At 71.6% G+C, this 21,956-nt stretch carries 19 protein-coding genes; 14 read left to right on the top strand and 5 right to left on the bottom strand.

The genetic code is table 11. From position 1 onward, the window contains the following. Nucleotides 1-117 precede the first annotated feature (117 nt). From AB0I06_RS09780 to serA, 4 genes are all read left to right on the top strand, one after another. A complete protein-coding gene (locus AB0I06_RS09780) occupies nt 118-1,962 on the top strand; it encodes an acetolactate synthase large subunit (protein ID WP_363118219.1) in 1,845 nt (614 codons plus the stop codon). Between the two features lie 36 nt (nt 1,963-1,998). Next, nucleotides 1,999-2,523, top strand: coding sequence for an acetolactate synthase small subunit (gene ilvN / locus AB0I06_RS09775; RefSeq protein WP_030851453.1), 525 nt, complete (start codon nt 1,999-2,001; stop codon nt 2,521-2,523). A gap of 121 nt (nt 2,524-2,644) precedes the next feature. After that, nucleotides 2,645-3,643, top strand: a complete 999-nt coding sequence (gene ilvC / locus AB0I06_RS09770) for a ketol-acid reductoisomerase (protein WP_003993149.1) — start codon at nt 2,645-2,647, stop codon at nt 3,641-3,643. Nucleotides 3,644-3,970: 327 nt separating this feature from the next. Then, a complete protein-coding gene (serA, locus tag AB0I06_RS09765) occupies nt 3,971-5,560 on the top strand; it encodes a phosphoglycerate dehydrogenase (RefSeq protein WP_363118218.1) in 1,590 nt (529 codons plus the stop codon). Between the two features lie 54 nt (nt 5,561-5,614). On the opposite strand, the gene AB0I06_RS09760 is transcribed toward serA, so the two are convergent. Then, complete coding sequence (locus tag AB0I06_RS09760; protein ID WP_363118217.1) at nt 5,615-7,156, bottom strand: MFS transporter; 1,542 nt, start codon at nt 7,154-7,156, stop codon at nt 5,615-5,617. A gap of 113 nt (nt 7,157-7,269) precedes the next feature. Between AB0I06_RS09760 and AB0I06_RS09755 the strand changes: the two genes are divergently transcribed. Then, the gene (locus AB0I06_RS09755) at nt 7,270-7,848 is read left to right on the top strand and encodes a TetR/AcrR family transcriptional regulator (protein ID WP_363118216.1); all 579 of its coding nucleotides are present in this window, start codon (nt 7,270-7,272) and stop codon (nt 7,846-7,848) included. Nucleotides 7,849-7,858: 10 nt separating this feature from the next. Here AB0I06_RS09755 and AB0I06_RS09750 read toward each other — a convergent pair whose 3' ends face one another. Further along, a complete protein-coding gene (locus AB0I06_RS09750; protein ID WP_363118215.1) occupies nt 7,859-7,984 on the bottom strand; it encodes a hypothetical protein in 126 nt (41 codons plus the stop codon). Between the two features lie 14 nt (nt 7,985-7,998). Next, nucleotides 7,999-9,510 carry a helix-turn-helix domain-containing protein gene (locus AB0I06_RS09745; RefSeq protein WP_363118214.1) on the bottom strand — a complete coding sequence of 504 codons (1,512 nt, stop codon included), beginning with the start codon at nt 9,508-9,510 and terminating at the stop codon, nt 7,999-8,001. A 191-nt stretch (nt 9,511-9,701) separates the two neighbouring features. Between AB0I06_RS09745 and AB0I06_RS09740 the strand changes: the two genes are divergently transcribed. From AB0I06_RS09740 to AB0I06_RS09725, 4 genes are all read left to right on the top strand, one after another. Then, entirely contained in the window at nt 9,702-10,628 is a 927-nt protein-coding gene (locus tag AB0I06_RS09740) for a proline dehydrogenase family protein (RefSeq protein WP_363118213.1), read from the top strand. 54 nt (nt 10,629-10,682) lie between these two features. Further along, nucleotides 10,683-12,314, top strand: coding sequence for an L-glutamate gamma-semialdehyde dehydrogenase (gene pruA / locus AB0I06_RS09735; protein WP_363118212.1), 1,632 nt, complete (start codon nt 10,683-10,685; stop codon nt 12,312-12,314). A gap of 76 nt (nt 12,315-12,390) precedes the next feature. Continuing rightward, complete coding sequence (locus tag AB0I06_RS09730; RefSeq protein ID WP_363118211.1) at nt 12,391-12,933, top strand: GNAT family N-acetyltransferase; 543 nt, start codon at nt 12,391-12,393, stop codon at nt 12,931-12,933. A gap of 255 nt (nt 12,934-13,188) precedes the next feature. Next, entirely contained in the window at nt 13,189-13,320 is a 132-nt protein-coding gene (locus tag AB0I06_RS09725) for a hypothetical protein (RefSeq protein WP_363118210.1), read from the top strand. Nucleotides 13,321-13,381: 61 nt separating this feature from the next. On the opposite strand, the gene AB0I06_RS09720 is transcribed toward AB0I06_RS09725, so the two are convergent. After that, entirely contained in the window at nt 13,382-14,968 is a 1,587-nt protein-coding gene (locus tag AB0I06_RS09720) for a metallophosphoesterase family protein (RefSeq protein WP_363118209.1), read from the bottom strand. A 154-nt stretch (nt 14,969-15,122) separates the two neighbouring features. On the opposite strand from AB0I06_RS09720, the gene AB0I06_RS09715 reads away from it, so the two are divergent. After that, nucleotides 15,123-16,166 (top strand): 3-isopropylmalate dehydrogenase, encoded by a 1,044-nt coding sequence (locus tag AB0I06_RS09715; RefSeq protein ID WP_363118207.1) that lies wholly within the window; start codon nt 15,123-15,125, stop codon nt 16,164-16,166. A 242-nt stretch (nt 16,167-16,408) separates the two neighbouring features. Beyond that, the gene (locus tag AB0I06_RS09710; RefSeq protein ID WP_363118206.1) at nt 16,409-17,497 is read left to right on the top strand and encodes a branched-chain amino acid aminotransferase; all 1,089 of its coding nucleotides are present in this window, start codon (nt 16,409-16,411) and stop codon (nt 17,495-17,497) included. 487 nt (nt 17,498-17,984) lie between these two features. Here AB0I06_RS09710 and AB0I06_RS09705 read toward each other — a convergent pair whose 3' ends face one another. Then, complete coding sequence (locus AB0I06_RS09705; protein ID WP_363118205.1) at nt 17,985-18,149, bottom strand: hypothetical protein; 165 nt, start codon at nt 18,147-18,149, stop codon at nt 17,985-17,987. A gap of 346 nt (nt 18,150-18,495) precedes the next feature. On the opposite strand from AB0I06_RS09705, the gene ureA reads away from it, so the two are divergent. Genes ureA through AB0I06_RS09690 form a run of 3 tightly spaced genes read left to right on the top strand, consistent with a single transcriptional unit; the run spans nt 18,496 to nt 21,956 of the window. After that, a complete protein-coding gene (gene ureA, locus AB0I06_RS09700; RefSeq protein ID WP_363118204.1) occupies nt 18,496-19,200 on the top strand; it encodes an urease subunit gamma in 705 nt (234 codons plus the stop codon). Further along, a complete protein-coding gene (locus AB0I06_RS09695) occupies nt 19,197-20,909 on the top strand; it encodes an urease subunit alpha (protein ID WP_363118203.1) in 1,713 nt (570 codons plus the stop codon). Before ureA ends, AB0I06_RS09695 begins: the two co-directional genes overlap by 4 nt. A 9-nt stretch (nt 20,910-20,918) precedes the next feature. Then, nucleotides 20,919-21,956 (top strand): agmatine deiminase family protein, encoded by a 1,038-nt coding sequence (locus AB0I06_RS09690; protein ID WP_363118202.1) that lies wholly within the window; start codon nt 20,919-20,921, stop codon nt 21,954-21,956.

Here is a 21,956-nt window from a genome sequence, read left to right as displayed (position 1 = left end):
CTCCCCTCGCTTGCCTTATGGCACGAGGGGTTTTTTGTTGCACAGGCACCCCTCGTGCAGCAGCCGAAGACCGCACAAACCTCGCAAAAACCCTCAGCATCTGAGAAGAGAATGCCGATGACCGAGCAGGCCACCGGGGCCCACCACCCGCAGCCCCGGCCCCGATCCGGAGGACACTCCGCCCCCGAGCAGGTGACGGGCGCGCAGTCCCTCATCCGCTCTCTCGAGGAGGTCGGCGCCGACACGGTATTCGGCATTCCCGGCGGTGCGATCCTCCCGGCCTACGACCCGCTGATGGACTCCACCCGGGTGCGCCACGTCCTGGTCCGGCACGAGCAGGGCGCCGGTCACGCCGCCACCGGCTACGCGCAGGCCACCGGCAAGGTCGGCGTCTGCATGGCCACCTCCGGCCCCGGCGCCACCAACCTGGTCACCCCGATCGCCGACGCGCACATGGACTCGGTGCCGCTGGTCGCGATCACCGGCCAGGTCGCGTCCAAGGCGATCGGCACGGACGCCTTCCAGGAGGCGGACATCGTCGGCATCACCATGCCGATCACCAAGCACAACTTCCTCGTCACCAAGGCCGAGGACATCCCGCGGATCATCGCCCAGGCGTTCCACATCGCGTCCACCGGCCGCCCCGGCCCGGTCCTGGTCGACATCGCCAAGGACGCCCTCCAGGCGAAGACGACCTTCTCCTGGCCGCCGGCCATGGACCTGCCCGGCTACCGCCCGGTGACCAAGCCGCACGCCAAGCAGATCCGCGAGGCCGCCAAGCTGATCACCCAGGCGCGCCGCCCCGTGCTGTACGTCGGCGGCGGCGTCCTCAAGGCCAAGGCGACGGCCGAGCTGAAGGTCCTCGCCGAGCTGACCGGCGCGCCCGTGACCACCACGCTGATGGCGCTCGGCGCGTTCCCCGACAAGCACCCGCAGCACCTGGGCATGCCCGGCATGCACGGCTCGGTGGCCGCCGTCACCGGTCTTCAGAAGGCCGACCTGATCGTCGCCCTCGGCGCCCGCTTCGACGACCGTGTCACCGGCAAGCTGGACAGCTTCGCCCCCTTCGCCAAGATCGTCCACGCGGACATCGACCCGGCCGAGATCGGCAAGAACCGCGCCGCCGACGTGCCGATCGTCGGTGACGCCCGCGAGGTCATCGCCGACCTGATCCAGGCCGTCCAGAAGGAGCACAGCGAGGGCCACCGGGGCGACTACAGCGCCTGGTGGAAGGACCTGAGCCGCTGGCGCGACACCTACCCGCTCGGCTACGACCAGCCCGGCGACGGCTCGCTCTCCCCGCAGCAGGTCATCGAGCGCATCGGGCAGCTCGCCCCCGAGGGCACGATCTTCGCGGCCGGCGTGGGCCAGCACCAGATGTGGGCCGCGCACTTCATCGAGTACGACAAGCCGGGCACCTGGCTGAACTCAGGCGGCGCCGGAACGATGGGCTACGCGGTCCCGGCCGCCATGGGCGCCAAGGCCGGAGCGCCGGAGCGGGCCGTCTGGGCGATCGACGGCGACGGCTGCTTCCAGATGACCAACCAGGAGCTCACCACCTGCGCCCTGAACAACATCCCGATCAAGGTCGCGGTCATCAACAACGGCGCCCTCGGGATGGTCCGCCAGTGGCAGACCCTCTTCTACAACCAGCGGTACTCCAACACCGTCCTGCACTCCGGGCCGGACGACGTCAACCCCGAGGCCCGCGGCACCCGCGTCCCCGACTTCGTGAAGCTGTCGGAGGCCATGGGCTGCTACGCCATCCGCTGCGAGTCCCCGGACGACCTCGACAAGGTCATCGAGGAGGCGAACTCGATCAACGACCGCCCGGTCGTGGTCGACTTCATCGTCCACGAGGACGCGATGGTGTGGCCGATGGTCGCCGCCGGCACCTCCAACGACGAGATCATGGCCGCCCGGGACGTCCGCCCCGACTTCGGCGACAACGAAGACGACTGAGAGCCACCCAGGACTTTCAAGCAGAGGAAGCAGATCATGTCCAAGCACACGCTCTCCGTCCTGGTGGAGAACACCCCCGGCATCCTGGCCCGGATCGCCGCCCTGTTCTCCCGCCGCGGCTTCAACATCGACTCGCTCGCGGTGGGCGTCACCGAGCACCCCGACATCTCCCGCATCACCATCGTCGTCGGCGTGGAGGACCTGCCGCTGGAGCAGGTCACCAAGCAGCTCAACAAGCTCGTCAACGTGCTGAAGATCGTCGAGCTGGAGCCCGCGCAGGCGGTGCAGCGCGAACTCGTCCTGGTGAAGGTGCGCGCCGACAACGAGACGCGCTCCCAGATCGTCGAGATCGTCCAGCTGTTCCGGGCCAAGACCGTCGACGTCTCCCCGGAGGCCGTCACCATCGAGGCCACCGGTTCCGGCGAGAAGCTGACCGCGATGCTCAAGATGCTGGAGCCGTACGGCATCAAGGAGCTCGTCCAGTCCGGCACGATCGCGATCGGCCGCGGTGCCCGTTCCATCACGGACCGGTCGCTGCGCGCACTGGACCGGTCCGCCTGAGACCCGAAACGGGCGGCCGGCGCGCCGTCGGCCGCCCGTATTCCGAGACCCTCGAACTTCCCTTCCGCCCGCCGTCATACGGTGGGACGCAACACCTGCACTCCCGAGGAGAGAACCCAAAGTGGCCGAGCTGTTCTACGACGCCGACGCCGACCTGTCCATCATCCAGGGCCGCAAGGTCGCGGTCATCGGGTACGGCAGCCAGGGCCACGCCCACGCGCTGTCGCTCCGTGACTCGGGTGTCGACGTCCGCGTCGGTCTGCACGAGGGCTCCAAGTCCAAGGCCAAGGCCGAGGAGCAGGGCCTGCGCGTGGTGAGCCCGTCGGAGGCCGCCGCCGAGGCCGACGTCATCATGATCCTCGTCCCGGACCCCATCCAGGCCCAGGTCTACGAGGAGCACATCGCCCCCAACCTGAGCGACGGCGACGCGCTGTTCTTCGGCCACGGCCTGAACATCCGCTACGGCTTCATCAAGCCCCCGGCCGGCGTGGACGTCTGCATGGTCGCCCCGAAGGGCCCGGGCCACCTGGTCCGCCGCCAGTACGAGGAGGGCCGCGGCGTTCCGTGCATCGCCGCCGTCGAGCAGGACGCCTCGGGCAACGCGTTCGCGCTGGCGCTGTCCTACGCCAAGGGCATCGGCGGCACCCGCGCCGGCGTCATCAAGACCACCTTCACCGAGGAGACCGAGACCGACCTGTTCGGTGAGCAGGCCGTCCTCTGCGGTGGCACCGCGGCCCTGGTCAAGGCGGGCTTCGAGACCCTGACCGAGGCCGGCTACCAGCCGGAGATCGCCTACTTCGAGTGCCTGCACGAGCTGAAGCTCATCGTCGACCTCATGTACGAGGGCGGCCTGGAGAAGATGCGCTGGTCGATCTCCGAGACCGCCGAGTGGGGCGACTACGTCACCGGCCCGCGCATCATCACGGACGCCACCAAGGCCGAGATGAAGAAGGTCCTCGCCGAGATCCAGGACGGCACCTTCGCGCAGCAGTGGATGGACGAGTACCACGGCGGCCTGAAGAAGTACAACGAGTACAAGAAGCAGGACTCCGAGCACCTGCTGGAGACCACCGGCAAGGAGCTGCGCAAGCTCATGAGCTGGGTCGACGAAGAGGCGTGAGCCGCCCGCCCGAGGGGCCGGAGCATCCCCGCTCCGGCCCCTTCGGCGAACCCCGGGTAACGTCGGTGGTCCGGCGTTGTCCATCCCGTCCGGCCACGGACGGGTGATCCTTCCGCAGCGGCACAGGACGACGCCCCGTGCGCCACTAGACTGCTGCACACATACGCGTCAGGCCCACAGCGTCGTGCGTCTCCAACGCGGCCAGCGACACCGGAGTAGTGCAGGCACGCCCACGCCGCCCGGCACGCACTCCGGCGCCGCTCCACCCCTCCACCGCCTGCGGCCGTCGGGACGGCCGTCCGCAGCACTGGACTTGTGAGGACTCACGTGAGCTCGAAACCCGTCGTACTCATCGCTGAAGAGCTGTCGCCCGCCACCGTCGACGCCCTGGGCCCGGACTTCGAGATCCGGCACTGCAACGGCGCGGACCGAGCCGAGCTGCTCCCCGCCATCGCCGACGTGGACGCGATCCTGGTCCGTTCGGCCACCAAGGTCGACGCCGAGGCGATCGCCGCCGCGAACAAGCTGAAGGTCGTCGCACGAGCCGGCGTCGGCCTGGACAACGTGGACGTCTCGGCCGCCACCAAGGCCGGCGTGATGGTCGTCAACGCCCCCACCTCGAACATCGTGACCGCCGCCGAGCTGGCCTGCGGTCTCCTCATCGCCACCGCCCGCCACATCCCGCAGGCCAACGCCGCGCTGAAGAACGGCGAGTGGAAGCGCAGCAAGTACACGGGTGTGGAGCTGGCCGAGAAGACCCTCGGTGTCGTCGGCCTGGGGCGCATCGGCGCGCTCGTCGCCCAGCGCATGTCCGGCTTCGGCATGAAGGTCGTCGCCTACGACCCCTACATCCAGCCCGCCCGCGCCGCGCAGATGGGCGTGAAGGTCCTGTCGCTGGACGAGCTGCTGGAGGTCTCGGACTTCATCACCGTCCACCTGCCCAAGACGCCCGAGACCGTCGGCCTCATCGGCGACGAGGCGCTGCGCAAGGTCAAGCCGAGCGTGCGCATCGTCAACGCCGCGCGTGGCGGGATCGTCGACGAGGAGGCGCTGTACTCCGCCCTCAAGGAGGGCCGGGTCGCCGGTGCCGGTCTCGACGTGTACGCGAAGGAGCCCTGCACGGACTCCCCGCTGTTCGAGTTCGACCAGGTCGTGTGCACCCCGCACCTCGGCGCCTCCACCGACGAGGCGCAGGAGAAGGCCGGTATCGCCGTCGCCCGCTCGGTGCGTCTCGCCCTCGCCGGTGAGCTCGTGCCGGACGCGGTGAACGTGCAGGGCGGTGTCATCGCCGAGGACGTCAAGCCGGGCCTGCCGCTCGCCGAGCGTCTCGGCCGGATCTTCACCGCGCTCGCCGGTGAGGTCGCGGTCCGCCTCGACGTCGAGGTCTACGGCGAGATCACCCAGCACGACGTGAAGGTGCTGGAGCTGTCCGCCCTCAAGGGTGTCTTCGAGGACGTCGTCGACGAGACGGTCTCCTACGTCAACGCCCCGCTGTTCGCGCAGGAGCGCGGCGTGGAGGTGCGCCTCACCACCAGCTCCGAGGCGACCGAGCACCGCAACGTCGTCACGGTGCGCGGCACCCTCGCCGATGGCGAGGAGGTGTCGGTGTCCGGCACGCTGGCCGGTCCGAAGCACCTCCAGAAGATCGTCGCCGTCGGGGAGTTCGACGTCGACCTCGCGCTCGCCGACCACATGATCGTGCTCAGGTACGAGGACCGGCCGGGCGTCGTCGGCACCGTGGGCCGCATCCTCGGTGAGGCGGGCCTCAACATCGCCGGTATGCAGGTGTCGCGGGCCGCGGCAGGTGGCGAGGCGCTGGCGGTGCTGACCGTGGACGACACGGTGACCGCCGGTGTGCTGGCCGAGGTGGCGGAGGAGATCGGAGCCACGTCCGCCCGTTCCGTGAACCTGGCCTGACCCTCCCGGGGGCCGCCGCCCCCGGGTCCCCGTTCGTCTCGAACGGACTCGTCCTCACACGCCGGACGGGCTGAGCCGATCAGCCTGTCCGGCGTTCGTGCGTACCCGGACCCGTCGCAGGGTCACCGCCGCCGCTGCCGCCGCCCCGGCCAGCAGCACCGCTCCCGTGACCGCCGCCGCGTGCATGCCGCTGGTGAAGGCCTCGCGGGCCGCCGTCGCCAGGGCGTCCCCCGCGCGCCCCGGGAGCCGGTCGGCCACGGCCAGGGCGCCACCCAGCGTCTCGCGGGCCGCGGCGGGGGCGGAGGCCGGGATCTCGTGGCGGTAGACGGCCGTGCCGATGGAGCCGAGGAACGCCATGCTCAGCGCCCCGCCGAACTCCGTGCCGGTCTCCAGCAGGGACGAGGCCGCGCCCGCCTTCTCCACCGGGGCCGCGCTCAGGGCCAGATCGGCCACCTGCGACATGACGACGACGATGCCGCAGGCCAGGACGGCGCACGCGGCCAGCAGCAGCCACAGGGCGTCGGTGCCGGCCAGGGCCAGCAGCACGTATCCGCACGACGAGACCGCGAAGCCCGCGCCGACGACGTACGCGCGGGGGATTCCCCGCTGGACCAGGTGGGCGCCGACCGGGGCCGCGAGCGCGATGGGCACCGACGGCAGCAGGCTCCACAACGCCGCCTCCAGGGGGCTGTTGTCCAGCACCGACTGGATGTACTGGGTCGTGAAGTACGCCGAGCCCATCATGCCGAAGGCGGCGACGAGGTTGAGGACGACGGCGGGGCTGAAGCCGCGGCCCCGGAACAGCTCCGGCGCGATCAGCGGGGAGAGGGCCGTGCGCTGGCGGTGGACGAACAGTGCGGCGAAGAGCAGGCCGACCGTCACCGCCATCACGTACCGCACGTGCCAGCCGGCGGACGCGAGTTCCTTCAGGCCGTAGATCACGGGGAGGACGGCCGCCATCGACAGCGGGACGCTCAGCAGGTCGAAGCGGCCGGGGGCCGGGGTGCGCGACTCGGGCAGCAGGACCGGGCCGAGGATCAGGAGCAGCACCATCGCGGGCAGGTTGACCAGGAAGACCGAGCCCCACCAGAAGTGTTCGACGAGCACCCCGCTCATCACCGAGCCGAGCGCGATGCCGGCCGTCATCACGCCCGACCACACGCCGATCGCCCTGGTGCGCTGGGCGGGGTCGGTGAACATGGTGCGCACGAGCGCCATCGTGGACGGCATCAGGGTCGCTCCGCCGATGCCAAGGACCGCGCGGGCCGCGATCAGGGTCTCGGCGCTGGTCGCGTAGGCCGCGACCAGGGAGGCCGTGCCGAAGGCGGCGGCGCCGATCAGCAGGAGCCTGCGGCGGCCGGTGCGGTCGCCGAGCGAGCCCATCGTCATCAGCAGGCCGGCCAGTACGAAGCCGTAGATGTCGAAGATCCACAGCTGCTGGGTGGCGCTCGGTTCCAGGTCGGCGCTGATCGCCGGGATCGCGAAATAGAGGACGGAGACGTCCATCGAGACCAGCAGCAGCGGCAGCATCAGCACGCCGAGGGCCGTCCATTCGCGGCGGCCGGCGCGGGCGGGAGGGTGCGGGTTCGTCGTCATGGGGCAGGACTGTACGAGCGTCTTAAACACCTGTCTAGTACGACTGTATTATCCGCCTGTGCAAGACAGTCGTCTGGGACGGCCGTATGGACACCCGGGTAGGCTGATGTGCCATGGGACACCGTGAGGATCTGCTCGAAGGCGCCAAGCGCTGCCTGCTGGCCAAAGGCTTCCTGCGCACCACGGCGCGCGACATCGTCAAGGAGTCGGGCACCAACCTGGCGTCGATCGGCTACCACTACGGCTCGAAGGACGCGCTGCTGGCGCAGGCGTACGTCGAGATGGTGGAGGGCATGTCCGGCGCCTTCGAGGGCGGCGGTGAACTGCGGGGCGAGCCGGGGTCGCTGGAGCGGTTCACCGAAGTGTGGGCGAACATCATCGAGACCATGCGCGAGCCCGGGTCCACATGGCGGCTCAGCATGGAGATCGTGGCCATGGGGGACCAGCTGCCGGAGGTGCGGGACCATCTCGCGCGGGCTCAGCGGGAGGCGGCGCGCGGCATCCTGCCGCTCTTCCACGGCGGGCGCGAGGAGGACGTGACGGACGAGCAGGTGGACACCCTCGGGTACTTCTACCTGACCCTGATGATGGGCCTCATGGCGCACTGGTCCTTCGACCCGAAGAGCGCGCCGGAGGCCGGGCAGCTCGCCGCCGGGCTCCGCCGGGTGATCGAGGCCGCCGGGGGGAAGTGACGCGTCTCCCTCAGCCGGATGGGTCGACGACGACCAGGGTCCGGCCGGCGGTGGCCGCCCGGGTGAGGGCGGTGCGCGCGGGCCCCGACAGGACCAGGCGGTCGGCCGCGCCCCGCCCGAGCGGCAACGGGGGCACTGCTGCGCCGGTCCTCACAGTCGGTGTGCCTTCAGGGCCATGTGCAGCAGCAGCCGGTCCTCTCCGTCGTCCAGGTCGAGTCCGGTGAGCTTCTCGATCCGGGACAGGCGGTAGTACAAGGTCTGGCGGTGGATGCCCAGCTCGGCGGCGGCCCGGGCGGCCTGCCCCGCGCAGTCGAGGTAGACCTCGGCGGTGCGGGCGAGTTCCTGGTGGACCGGGGCGAGCAGGGTCCGGGTCACCGGGTCGCGGGCGATCTCCGGGGGCAGCGCGGTGAGCAGCCGGAACGGACCGATCGACGCCCACTGCGCCACCGGCCCCAGCCGGGGTTCGGCCAGCGCCGCCCGGGCGGCCGACGACGCCTCCTGCCAGGCGGTCGCCAGGTCGGCGAGGCCCGAGCGAGGGGTGGCGACACCGGCGGCGGGACCCGCGGCTGCGTGCGACGCGCTCCCGGCACGACCGGGCGGGGCGTCCGTGCGGGCGGAGGCCGAGGGGCCCGGGCCACCGGCGGCACCCGGAACCCCAGCGGTACGTCCGACGGCATCCGGGCCACCGGCCCCCGACCGGCCTGCCCCGGACCGGCCTGCCCCCGAGGCGCTGGGCCCCAAGTCACTGGCCCCCGACCGGCTTGTCCCGGACCGGCCTGCCCCACCGGTCCCCGACCGGCTTGCCCCAGACCCGCCTGCCCCCGACCCCCCGGTCCCCGACCCCGCGGTCCCCGACCCCCCGGCCCCCGCCCCGGGCACCACCGCACCAGTCATGCCGTTCCGCCCGCGTGCCCGTTCCAGCAACCGTCCCGCCGCCGTGGTCGCCGGAGTCAGGACCTCCGGGGAGCGCAGGCGCAGGAGTACGGCCACGCACTGGTCCGTCGCCCCCCACGGCAGCGTGCACAGGGCCGTGGCCCCCGGGACCGCGCGGACCGACGGCGCGTCGTCCGGGTCCGCCGAGGGCCAGGGGGCGACGCACACCAGGGCGTGCAGGCCGTCGGCCCGGACGCCGAGGGCCGTGCGGAGCTCGGCGACGGCCATGTCGCTCTGCCAGCCGCGCTCGGCGGTGAGGACGGCCCGGAGCTCACGGCTGAGGTCGGCGCCGTGCTGCGCCTCGTCCGCGAGCAGGGCGCCGATGCGGGCCGTGACCCGCATGGCGGCGGACAGCTGAGGCTCGCCGGGGCCGGGATCGTCGTCCAGGAGCCAGACGTAGCCGTGGACCACGCCCCGGTGACGGACGGGGAGGCAGATCCGGCCCCGGTAGACGCCGGCCTCGGGGGTCGGGGGAATGCGGACCGGGCCCGACGCCCGCGTGATGCCGAAGCCCTCGAACCAGGCGCGGACCGCGGCGGTCGAGCGCCGGGTGAGGATCGACCGGGTGCGCACGGGGTCCAGGGCCGACGGATCGAGGTCGCCCTCGCTGTCGTACGCGCCGAAGGCGATCAGCTCGAAGTCCCGGTTCTCCAGCGTCGCGGGCGCGCCGAGCAGCTCCGAGATCTCGTCGACCAGCTCCTGGTAGTCGCCCCTGTGTTCCGACGTCACCCGGGCATTGTCCCTCACCGCAGAAGACCCTTCATACATCTGTCTGAGATCTGCGGCACGGATGCGTGACAGCTGTCGATGGCAGACGATCGGAGGGATCCTTAGGTTTCACGGTGGTTCTCCGTGCCGTACCCGCCGCGTCGCCCGCGAGGGGTCCGGCGCCTCGTTGCCTGTGCTCCTGGAGGTGCCCCGTGCTGGGTCCCGTGATTCTCGCCGCGTCACGCAGCGACCGGATGCGACGCCTGATCTCGGCGGCCCCGGTGACCAAGCAGGTCGTCGACCGCTTCATCCCCGGCGAGGACGTCGACGACATCGTCCCGGTCATCCAGCGCCTGACCGGGCAGGGTCTCGAACTGACGATGGACGTCGTGGGCGAGGACATCACCAGCCCGGAGCAGGCCGCCGCCGCCCGGGACGCCTACCTGGAGCTGATCGACCGCCTCAAGCCGCTGGAGCTCGGCACCCGCGCCGAGATGTCGGTGAAGCTGTCGATGTTCGGGCAGGCCCTCGGAGGCGGCCACGAACTGGCCCTGAACAACGTCCGCCCGGTCGTCGAGGCCGCCGCCGAGATCGGCACCACGGTCACCCTGGACGCCGAGGACCACACCACCCTCGACTCGATGTTCGCCATCCACGAGGAGCTGCGGAAGGACTTCCCGCAGACCGGCTGCGTCATCCAGGCGTACCTCTTCCGCACCGAGGACGACGCCCGCCGCCTCGCCGCGAGCGGCAGCCGGGTCCGCCTGGTCAAGGGCGCCTACAAGGAACCGGCCTCGGTCGCGTACCAGGACAAGCACGAGATCGACCGGGCCTACGTGCGCGTTCTGCGCACGCTGATGCTGGGGGAGGGGTACCCGATGATCGGGTCCCACGACCCGCGCCTGATCGCGATCGGCCAGGAACTCGCCCACCAGGCCGGGCGCAAGCCGGACGAGTACGAGTTCCAGATGCTCTACGGCATCCGCGGCGAGGAGCACCTGCGGCTGGCCGCCGAGGGCCACCGGATGCGCGTCTACACCGCCTACGGCACCGACTGGTACGGCTACTTCATGCGCCGTCTCGCGGAGAAGCCGGCCAACCTGCGCTTCTTCGCCCGGTCGATGCTCACCAAGGGCTGACAGCTCTTCACGGGCTGAGACCGACACACCGCTCAGTAAGGAGTTACGGAAAACATGGACGCTGTGACCCAGGTCCCCACCCCCGTCAACGAGCCGGTGCACGGCTATGCCCCCGGCTCGCCCGAGCGGGCCCGGCTGGAGGCCAGGCTGAAGGAGCTGGCCGACAACCCGATCGACCTGCCCTGCACCATCGGCGGCGAGAAGCGGATGGGTGGTGGCGAAGCCTTCCAGGTCGTCCAGCCGCACAACCACAAGGCCGTGCTCGGCACCTACCGCAACGCCACGCAGGCCGACGCCCAGGACGCCATCGACGCGGCCCTGGCCGCCGCGCCCGCCTGGCGCGCGATGTCCTTCGACGACCGCGCGGCGATCATCCTGCGCGCCGCCGAGCTGCTGGCCGGCCCCTGGCGCGAGACGCTCGCCGCCTCCACCATGCTCGGCCAGTCCAAGACCGCCCAGCAGGCCGAGATCGACACGCCCTGCGAGCTGGTCGACTTCTGGCGCTTCAACGTCTCCTACGCCCGCCAGCTGCTCGCCGAGCAGCCGCCGGCCAACGCCCCGGGCGTGTGGAACCGTCTGGACCACCGTCCGCTGGAGGGCTTCGTCTACGCGATCACGCCCTTCAACTTCACCGCCATCGCCGGCAACCTGCCGACCGCCCCGGCCCTGATGGGCAACGTCGTCGTCTGGAAGCCGTCCCCGACGCAGACCCACGCCGCCGTGCTGCTGATGCGGCTGCTGGAGGAGGCCGGTCTGCCCAAGGGCGTCATCAACCTCGTCACCGGCGACGGCATCGAGGTCTCCAAGGTCGCCCTGGAGCACCGCGAGCTGGCCGGCATTCACTTCACCGGCTCGACCAAGACCTTCCAGTACCTGTGGAAGACGGTCGGCGCCAACATCGAGAAGTACCGCGGCTACCCGCGCCTCGTCGGCGAGACCGGCGGCAAGGACTTCCTCGTCGCCCACCCCTCGGCCGACCCGGCGATCCTCAAGACCGCCCTGACCCGCGGTGCCTTCGAGTACCAGGGCCAGAAGTGCAGCGCCACCTCCCGGGCCTACATCCCCGCCTCCATCTGGAACTCCGGCTTCAAGGAGGAGTTCGCGGCCGAGGTCGACGGCATCAAGATGGGTGACGTCACCGACCTGTCGAACTTCATCGGCGCCGTCATCGACGAGCGTGCCTTCGCCAAGAACAAGGCCGCCATCGAACGCGCCAAGGAGGACGCCTCCTGCACGATCGTCGCGGGCGGCACCTGTGACGACTCCGAGGGCTACTTCGTGCGCCCGACCGTCATCGAGTGCACCGACCCCGGCAACGAGGTCTTCCGCACCGAGTACTTCGGCCCGATCCTCGCCGTGCACGTCTACGAGGACGACCGGTACGACGAGATGCTCACCCAGATGGAGTGCGTCTCCGACTACGCGCTGACCGGCTCGGTCATCGCGGGCGACCGCGCGGCCGCGGCCTACACGGCGAACAAGCTGCGCTACGCGGCCGGCAACTTCTACATCAACGACAAGTCCACCGGCGCCGTCGTCGGCCAGCAGCCCTTCGGCGGCGGCCGCGCCTCCGGCACCAACGACAAGGCCGGCGCCCCGCAGAACCTGATGCGCTGGACCCTGACCCGCGCCATCAAGGAGACGCTGGTCCCGCCGACCGACTACACCTACCCGCACATGGGCTGACACCCGGCCGCACCGGCGGGCCAGGTCGCGCGAAACGACCTGGCCCGCCGGCATGTCCGCGGGCAAGACTGGCCCGATGACCACCCGAGTGCGCACCGCCCACACCGCCGACCTCACGCCCGCCGAACTCGACGCCGCACGCCGCCTCCTGGACGCCGCGTTCGACGGCGACTTCGGCGACGACGACTGGGACCACGGCCTGGGCGGCATGCACACCCTCGTGCACGACGACAAGGGCCTCGCCGCGCACGGGGCGGTCGTGATGCGGCGGGTGTGCCACCGCGGCCGGTGGCTGCGGACCGGGTACGTCGAGAACGTCGCCGTCCGCGCCGACGCCCGCCGCACCGGCCTCGGCGGCCGGGTCATGGCGGAACTGGAGCGCGTCGTCGACCGCGCCTACGACCTCGGCGCCCTCTCCGCCAGCGACGACGGGGCCCGGCTCTACGCATCCCGCGGCTGGCGGTCGTGGACGGGGGAGGTGCACGCCCTGAGCCCCCGGCACGGGGTGGTCCGGATGCCGGAGGAGGAGGGGAGCACCTGGGTACGGACCGCTCCCGGCCGCTCCCTCGACCCGGCGCACCCGCTGCTCTTCGACTGGCGGGACGGCGATGTCCTCTAGGGAGGAAGCGCAGGTCGCCGGAGTATGACTCGAGCCGCCGTCTCAGATAGTAGGAAGTCCGAGTAATTGTGGAGACAGACGCTCCGCGCTCCCTTAGCTTTGTAGGAGCCGAACGTCTCGCTCGACCAAGCGAATGGCGGTCGTGAGCCGGACCCTGGCAGGCAACCCCTGCGGCCGTGCTCCCCGCCCCCTTCCGGCGTCTCGTATCGCGTTTCCCGCGCACTCCGTGCTGTTTTCCGAAGGAGTCGATGTCCCATGGCCGAGACGACCGCCCGCCGCCGAGTCCGTCACGTCACCCGCACGACCGAGTCCGACCGCAAGAACGCCGCCGCCGCGCTCCAGCGCGCCCTCGACCGCAGGGACAACGGCGGATCCAGCGGCCACTGAGCCGCGGCGGACGAGCAGACCAGCAGACCGGGAGCCGCCCGACGGGGCGCGGTGCGGGGCCTCACGCCCCGCGCCGCACCTCGAAGTGGTCGATCCGCTCACCGCTCGACGCCAGCGCCGACACCTCCAGTCTCGGCCGGGCGCCGCTCACCGCCTCCACCGAGAGGAACGAGAAACCGCGGTAGCGCACCCGCGACCACTGCGCCGATTCCGCCGCGGTGTCCCGGGACTTGGTCCAGCGGAACGTGGCGACCGCCTCGTGGTCCGCGGTGTTCCCCTCGTAGCTCTCCTTCACGCCGCCGGGGAAGCCGTACAGCTCCTTGCCGCCCCCGCCCGCGGTGACGTACACGATCCCGTCGCGGCGCGGATCCGTCGTCCCGCCCACCGGCACCGGCCTGCCCACCTCGCCGCCCCGGATGGCGTCGGTCCGCTCGTAGACGTGGTTGTGCCCGTTGATCACCAGGTCCACCTCGTGCCGGGCGAAGAGCGGCAGCCACGCGGCGCGCACCCCGCCGTCGGAGGCGTGCGTGGACGTGGAGTACGCGCAGTGGTGGAAGAAGACGACGATGAAGTCGACGTCCTTCGAGGACCGCAGTTCACCGAGCTTCCTGTCCAGCCACCGGCTCTGCCTCCCCTCCGTGTAGCCGAAGTTGGCGGGGATCTCGTAGGACACGTCGTTGGCGTCCAGCGCGACCACGCCCACGTTGCCGTACGTGAAGGCGTACACGCCCGGTGCCGTACGGGCGTCGAAGCCGCTGTCCGGCAGGAAGAAGCGGGCGAGCTGGCCGCCGTACCCGTCCGGTGAGTACCAGGCCTCCATGTCGTGGTTGCCCGTCGTTACCATCCAGGGCACCGACCTGGCCACCGGCTCGGTCTGCTTCAGGAACCGGTCCCACTGCCCGGCGTCGAAGACGTCCGTCTCCTTGCCCTTGCCGGTCGGGTCGGCGTAGCAGATGTCGCCGGCGTGCAGATGGAAGGCGGGCTCGCGGCGCAGCAGCGTACGGTCGTTGAGCGCCGCGTCCTCGCCGACACCCTGGTCGCCGAACGCGGTGAAGACGAAACGCTCCGGCGGGCGCGCCGGTGCCGTGCGGAAGGACGTGACGGTCGCCCGGTGCCGCGGGGAGGCCGGGTCGAAGCCCTCGTGGCCGACCCCGTAGTAGTACGTCGTGTCCGGGCGCAGCCCGTCCAGCGCGGCGTGCAGGTAGTACTGGTCGACCGCGGCCCGCACGCCCTGGAGCTCCGGGGTGCGCAGGTCGCGCAGGTCCGCCTCGACCCTGGGGCCGAGGTCGTCGGGGCGCAGGCCCACCCGGACGTAGGGCTTGCGCACCGCCAGCGGCACCTGCCAGGAGATCCGCATCTGGGTCTTGGGGTCGGCGCCGAAGGCGAGGTGGCGGCCGAAGGGCGTGACGAGGGAGCCGGGCGCCTGCGAGGTGGCGGGTGACGGGCTCCAGGACGCCGTGGCGCCGCCCTGCCCGGTTTGGGAGCCGGGAGCCGATCCGGAGCAGCCGGTCAGCAGCCCGCTCGCCACCGCGCCCGCGGTCACCAGCGTGCGCCGCCGCGACAGCCGCGTCCGCAGGTACTCGTGCTGCTCCGCCATGCTCATCCGGCCGGCGAGCTCGGGCGGGATGCCGAAGTGGGGGATCTCCATGTCCAGTGAACTTCCCAGCGGAGGCCGACGGCCGCACCACATCCGGGTGAACGGCACCAGACGGGAGCGTGCCGTCCCCCGGTCGGACGCCTCTCCGATGTCCGCATCCCGGACATCGAGTGTCATCCCATGGGACGAGGAGTAGGGTGCCCGCATGTCTCGCAGCCTCAATCTCGCAGTGATCCCCGGTGACGGCATCGGCCAGGAAGTCGTGGCCGAAGGTCTGAAGGTCCTCTCCGCCGTCCTTCCGCAGGATGTGAAGCTGGAGACCGAGGAGTACGACTTCGGCGCCCGGCGCTACCACGCCACCGGTGAGACCCTCACCGACGCCGACCTCGACGCCCTGAAGCGGCACGACGCCATCCTGCTCGGCGCGATCGGCGACCCGTCCGTGCCGTCCGGCGTCCTGGAGCGGGGCTTCCTGCTCAAACTCCGCTTCGCCTTCGACCACCACGTCAACCTGCGTCCGTCGAAGCTCCTTCCGGGTGTCGCCACCCCGCTCGCCGGTGAGCCGCAGATCGACTTCGTCGTGGTCCGCGAGGGCACCGAGGGCCCCTACACCGGCAACGGCGGCACCATCCGCAAGGGCACCGAGCACGAGGTCGCCACCGAGGTGTCCGTGAACACGGCCTTCGGTGTGGAGCGCGTGGTCCGCGACGCCTTCGCCCGCGCCCAGGCCCGCCCGCGCAAGAAGCTGGCCCTGATCCACAAGAACAACGTGCTGACCTTCGCGGGTCACCTGTGGACGAACGTCTTCAACAAGGTGGCCGAGGAGTTCCCCGAGGTCACCACCGAGTACATGCACGTCGACGCGGCGACCATCTACCTGGTCACCCAGCCCGAGCGCTTCGACGTCATCGTCACCGACAACCTCTTCGGCGACATCATCACCGACCTCGCCGCGGCCGTCTCCGGCGGCATCGGCGTCGCCGCGAGCGGCAACATCAACCCCTCCGGCGACTTCCCCTCCATGTTCGAGCCCGTGCACGGCTCGGCCCCGGACATCGCCGGCCAGGGCAAGGCCGACCCGACCGCCACCGTGCTGTCCGTCGCCCTGCTCCTGCGCCACCTCGGCTACGAGGCCGAGGCCGCCCGCATCGACGAGGCGGTCGCCGCCGACCTGGCCGAGCGCACCGGCAAGCCCGCCCGCTCCACCTCGGAGATCGGCGACGCGCTCGCCGTACGCGTAGCCGGCTGACCCGCCGCTGCACACCGCAAGCCGCCGGGTCGCATCAGCGCCCGGCGGCTTCCGCATGCTCCCGCCGGGTGTCACCATCGACCACCGGGCCGCGTTCCCCCCGTTCCTCGCGCCGCCGCCTCCGGGCGATAATCGAACGCGAGGCCGCGGAACGAGGGAATGCTCGGACGTCCTAGCACTGGTCCCCAGCAGAGCAGTACCGAGCGCGGCCCGTCACTACAACCGGTGAAGGACATCAACCCATGACGACGCCCACGATCGAGCTCAAGCCCTCCGCCCACCCGCTCTCCGCCGCCGAACGCGAGGCGATCCTGGCCAACCCCGGGTTCGGCCGCCACTTCACCGACCACATGGTGACGATCAAGTGGACGGAAGGCCGCGGCTGGCACGACGGGCAGCTCGTGCCGTACGCGCCGATCTCCCTGGACCCCGCCACCACGGTCCTGCACTACGCGCAGGAGATCTTCGAGGGTCTGAAGGCCTACCGCCAGCCCGACGGGTCCGTCGCCACCTTCCGCCCCGAGAAGAACGCCGAGCGGTTCCAGAGCTCCGCCCGCCGCCTCGCGATGCCCGAGCTGCCGGTCGAGACGTTCATCGAGGCGTGCGACGCCCTGGTGAAGCAGGACAAGGCATGGGTGCCGGCGCACGGCGGTGAGGAGTCTCTCTACCTGCGCCCGTTCATGATCGCCACCGAGGTCGGGCTGGGCGTGAAGCCGGCCAACGAGTACCTGTTCCTGGTGATCGCCTCCCCGGCCGGGGCGTACTTCCCCGGTGGTGTGAAGCCGGTGTCGATCTGGGTCTCCGAGGACCGCGTGCGGGCCGTGCCCGGCGGCATGGGCGACGCCAAGACCGGCGGCAACTACGCCGCGTCCCTGCTCGCGCAGGCCGAGGCCGCGACGAAGGGCTGTGACCAGGTCTGCTACCTCGACGCCGTGGAGCACACGTGGGTCGAGGAACTGGGCGGCATGAACCTGTACTTCGTGTACGGCGACAAGATCGTCACGCCGTCGCTCACCGGCTCGATCCTGGAGGGCGTCACGCGCGACTCGCTGCTCGCCGTCGCCCGTGACCTCGGATACGAGGCCGAGGAGGGCCGGGTCTCGGTCGACCAGTGGCAGCGGGACTCGGAGAACGGGTCGCTCACCGAGGTCTTCGCCTGCGGTACCGCCGCGGTGATCACCCCGGTCGGCACGGTGAAGCGGGCTGGGGCGGAGTGGAAGCAGAGCGGGGGAGAGCCGGGCGAGGTCACGCTGCGGCTGCGTCAGGCGCTGCTCGACATCCAGCGGGGTACGGCCCCGGACGCCCACGGCTGGATGCACCGGCTGGGCTGAGCCGCCCTGGTTTCGGGGCTCCGCCCACCCACGTCCCGAAGCGGGTCGGGCCGGAAGCGGCGCTTGCCTCACCGGCCCGGGCCCGACGGGAACCGCCCCGGGGGCAACAGCGCACAGCCGCCCGTCCCGCCACCCGCGACAGCAGGAGACCGCAGTCCACACCGCAGGTGGTGCTGACCGCCCAAGGCCTGCCCAGGGCGGTCGGCAGCAGCACGCAGGATGTCATCGTGTCCCGCGCGCGAGCGGTGACGCCCGGCGAAGACGGCGGCCGTGGCCGCGACGGCGACCGTGTACGCCGCCCGGGGCGACGAGGTGGCCGGGAAGGGGCCGCGCCGACCAGTGGCTCCGCGTGGCCGCCCCGTCCGCGTCCGCCGTGAACGCGAGGACCTACCGCGCTTCAGCAGGCCCGGCATCAGCCCCGGTCGGGTGGCGTGCGGCTCCGGGCGGGAGACGTAGCGGGCCCCTGAGACGCAGCGGGCGCAGCCGTTCAGCAGCGTGATGCGGGCGACTGCCCGGACAGCCCGGCGGCCGCGGCAGCGAGCGGCCAGGCCGGCCGGAACCTGCCGGGCAGCAAGCCGCCCGCCTCCGGCAGCGCGTCTGTGGTGAAGCCGGGGGCGCAGGCGATCACGCCGAGCGCGAGCGGAGCCGTCATTCCGCACCCGGTAACCCGTCATCCCGCACCCGGTAACCGCAGACCCCGCCCGCCACCGTGGCAGCGGCGAGCAGTTCGCAGACGACGCCGTACGACATCCCGCCCCGCGGCAGCCCGGCCACCGAGCCGACCAGCCGCCCGCACACTCCCCGACACGGCCCCGCCGGTGCGCAGCGAGACCAGCGCCGGTGGGGCCGTGCGCATGACGCCCACCACCGTGCCCGCGAGCACCACGCTGGTCTCCCTCAGTTAGAGTGACGTTCAAGATGATGTCGCGCTGTCCTCTCGCCACCCTTTCTTCCAACAGGGTTGGTGTTTAGAGTGGTGCTCTAACAGAGGGAGTGACATGCGGCTGACCCCGACCGAACGCGACCGGCTGCTGCTCTTCGGCGCCGCCGAACTCGCCCGCGCCCGCCGGGCCAGGGGGCTAAGGCTCAACGTCCCCGAGGCGACCGCGCTCATCGCCGACACGGTGTGTGAGGCCGCCCGGGACGGCAAGCGGCTCACGGAGGCCGTCGAGGCCGCCCGGCGTGTCCTCGGGCCGGGCGACGTGCTGCCCGGTGTCGCCGATGTCGTCACCGAGGTGCAGGTCGAAGCCGTCTTCGACGACGGCTCACGGCTCGCGGTCGTCTCCGACCCCCTCGGCGGCGGTTCCGGGCCGGACGCCCCGGGGGCGCTGCTGCCCGGGCCGGAGTACGCCGAGCCCGAACCGGCCGAGCGGCTCACGGTCACCAACACCGCGACCGTGCCCGTCTCCGTGACCTCCCACTTCCACTTCTTCGAGGCCAACCCGCGGCTCGACTTCGACCGCGTCCGTGCCTACGGCATGCGGCTCGCCGTGCCCGCGGGCTCGTCCGTGCGGTTCGGGCCGGGACAGAGCGCCGAGGTCGGTCTTGTGCCCATCGGAGGCGAACGGATCGCCGTCGGGTTCGCCGGACTCGTCGACGGTCCGCTGGACGAGCCGGGCGCCAGGGAGGAGGCCCTGCGCAGGGCCGCCGCCTGCGGCTACCTCGGCATACCGGACACATCTGAACAGGAGGCCCGGCGATGAGCCGCCCCGGAGGGCACCCCGCCGAGGCGCGCCGCCTCACCCCCCACGAGTACGCCGCCACCCACGGCCCCCGCGCAGGCGACCGTGTCCGCCTCGGTGACTCGGGGCTGGTCGTCCGTGTCGAGTCCGACTCCCAGCGCCCGGGCGACGAGTTCCTCGCCGGGTTCGGCAAGACCGCCCGCGACGGACTGCACCTCAAGGCCGCCGCCGTCCGGGACACTTGTGACGTCGTGATCAGCAACGTCGTCGTGATCGACGCCGTGCAGGGCATCCGGAAGGTCTCCATCGGCATCCGTGAGGGCCGGATCCACTCCATCGGGCGGGCCGGCAACCCCGACACCCTCGACGGGGTCGACGTCGTCGTCGGCACGGGCACCTCGATCGTCTCCGGCGAGGGGCTCATCGCCACCGCCGGAGCCGTCGACACCCACGTCCATCTGCTGTCGCCGCGCGTGATGGAGGCGTCCCTCGCCTCCGGCGTGACCACGATCATCGGGCAGGAGTTCGGCCCGGTCTGGGGCGTCGGCGTCAACTCGCCCTGGGCGCTGCGGCACGCGTTCGGCGCCTTCGACGCCTGGCCGGTCAACATCGGCTTCCTGGGCCGCGGTTCCTCGTCCCACGAGGCACCCCTGGTCGAGGCCCTCGCCGAGGGCGGTGCCTCGGGGTTCAAGGTGCACGAGGACATGGGCGCCCACACCCGCGCCCTGGACACCGCCCTGCGCGTCGCCGAGGAGCACGACGTCCAGGTCGCCCTGCACAGCGACGGGCTGAACGAGTGCCTGTCGGTGGAGGACACCCTGCGGGTGCTGGAGGGCCGGACCATCCACGCCTTCCACATCGAGGGCTGCGGCGGCGGGCACGTCCCCAACGTCCTGAAGATGGCGGGAGTGCCGAACGTCATCGGCTCCTCCACCAATCCGACCCTGCCCTTCGGCCGGGACGCCGTCGCCGAGCACTACGGCATGATCGTCTCCGTCCACGACCTCAAGACCGACCTGCCCGGCGACGCCGCCATGGCCCGGGACCGCATCCGCGCCGGGACCATGGGTGCCGAGGACGTCCTGCACGACCTGGGCGTCATCGGCATCACCTCCTCCGACGCGCAGGGCATGGGACGCGCGGGCGAGACGGTCCGCCGTACGTTCGCCATGGCCGGGAAGATGAAGGCCGAGTCCGGCGACCCCGGCGACGGGCACGACAACGAGCGCGTCCTGCGCTACCTGGCCAAGCTGACCATCAACCCGGCCCTCGCGCACGGACTTTCGCACGAGGTCGGATCCATCGAGACCGGCAAGCTCGCCGACATCGTGCTGTGGCGGCCCGAGTACTTCGGCGCCAAACCGCAGCTGGTCCTGAAGGCCGGCTTCCCCGCGTACGGCGTGACCGGCGACCCGAACGCGGCGACCGACACCTGCGAGCCCCTCGTCCTCGGGCCGCAGTTCGGCGCGCACGGGGCGACACCGGCCGAGCTCTCGGTGGCCTTCGTCGCGCAGGCCGCGCTGGACCAGGGGCACGACACGATGCCGACCCGGCGCCGCAGGGTCGCCGTGCGCGGCACCCGCGGCATCGGCCCGGCCGACCTGCGCCTCAACTCCCGTACCGGGGCGGTCGACGTCGACCAGCGCACCGGCCTGGTCACCCTCGACGGCGAGCCGCTGCGCTCCGAACCCGCCGAGTCCGTCTGTCTCAACCGTCTCTACTTCCTCTGAGGATCAACGATGTCCGCAGCCGCCGACGGCTTCCGCATGCCCGCCGAATGGGTTCCGCACGAGCGGACCTGGATGGCCTGGCCGGGCCCGAACCAGACCTTCGACGACCCCGGGGAGCTGGCCGCCGCCCGGGTGGCCTGGGCCGCCGTCGCCCGGGCCGTGCGCCGCTTCGAGCCGGTGACGGTGGTGTGCGGGCCTGGGCAGTCGGGCGAGGCGCGTGCGCTGCTGGGCGAGGGCGTCGACACGGTCGAGCGGGACCTCGACGACGCCTGGATGCGCGACATCGGCCCGACCTTCCTGACCGACGGCAACGGCGAACTGGCCGCCGCCGACTGGACGTTCAACGGCTGGGGCGCCCAGGAGTGGGCCCGTTGGGAGCACGACGCGAAGGTCGCCGCACACGTCGCCGACCTCGCCGGGGCACGGACGTACACCTCGAAGCTCGTCAACGAGGGCGGGGCGATCCATGTCGACGGCGAGGGCACCGTCCTGCTGACCGAGACCGTCCAGCTCGGCCCGGAACGCAACCCGGGCTGGTCGCGCGACCAGGTCGAGGCGGAGATCCACGCCCAGCTCGGCACCCGCAAGGCGATCTGGCTGCCGCGCGGCCTGACCGGCGACTATCCCCCGCACGGTTTCGGCACCCTGGGCCACGTGGACATCGTCGCCTCCTTCGCCCGCCCCGGTGTCGTCGTGGCGCACTCCCAGCCCGACCCCGCCCATCCCGACCACGAGATCACCCGGGAGGTCATCGGTCTGCTGAAGGCGCAGACGGACGCCCGCGGCCGCCGCCTGGAGGTCGTGGAGGTGCCCGCCCCGACCGTCCTGGAGGCCGACGGTCACTGGGCCGACTACTCCTACATCAACCACTACCTCTGCAACGGCGGTGTGGTCCTGTGCGGCTTCGACGACCCGCGCGACGAGATCGCCGCCGGCATCTTCCGCCGCCTGTTCCCCGAGCGGACCGTGACACTGGTGGACGCCCGTACGATCTTCGCGGGCGGTGGCGGCATCCACTGCGTCACGCAGCAGCAGCCGAGGATCTAG

Origin of the sequence: Streptomyces sp. NPDC050674 (assembly GCF_040654575.1) — a bacterium.
GTDB lineage: Bacteria > Actinomycetota > Actinomycetes > Streptomycetales > Streptomycetaceae > Streptomyces.
The sequence above is the reverse complement of the archived record's forward strand: the minus strand, read 5'-3'. Positions and strand labels throughout refer to the sequence as shown.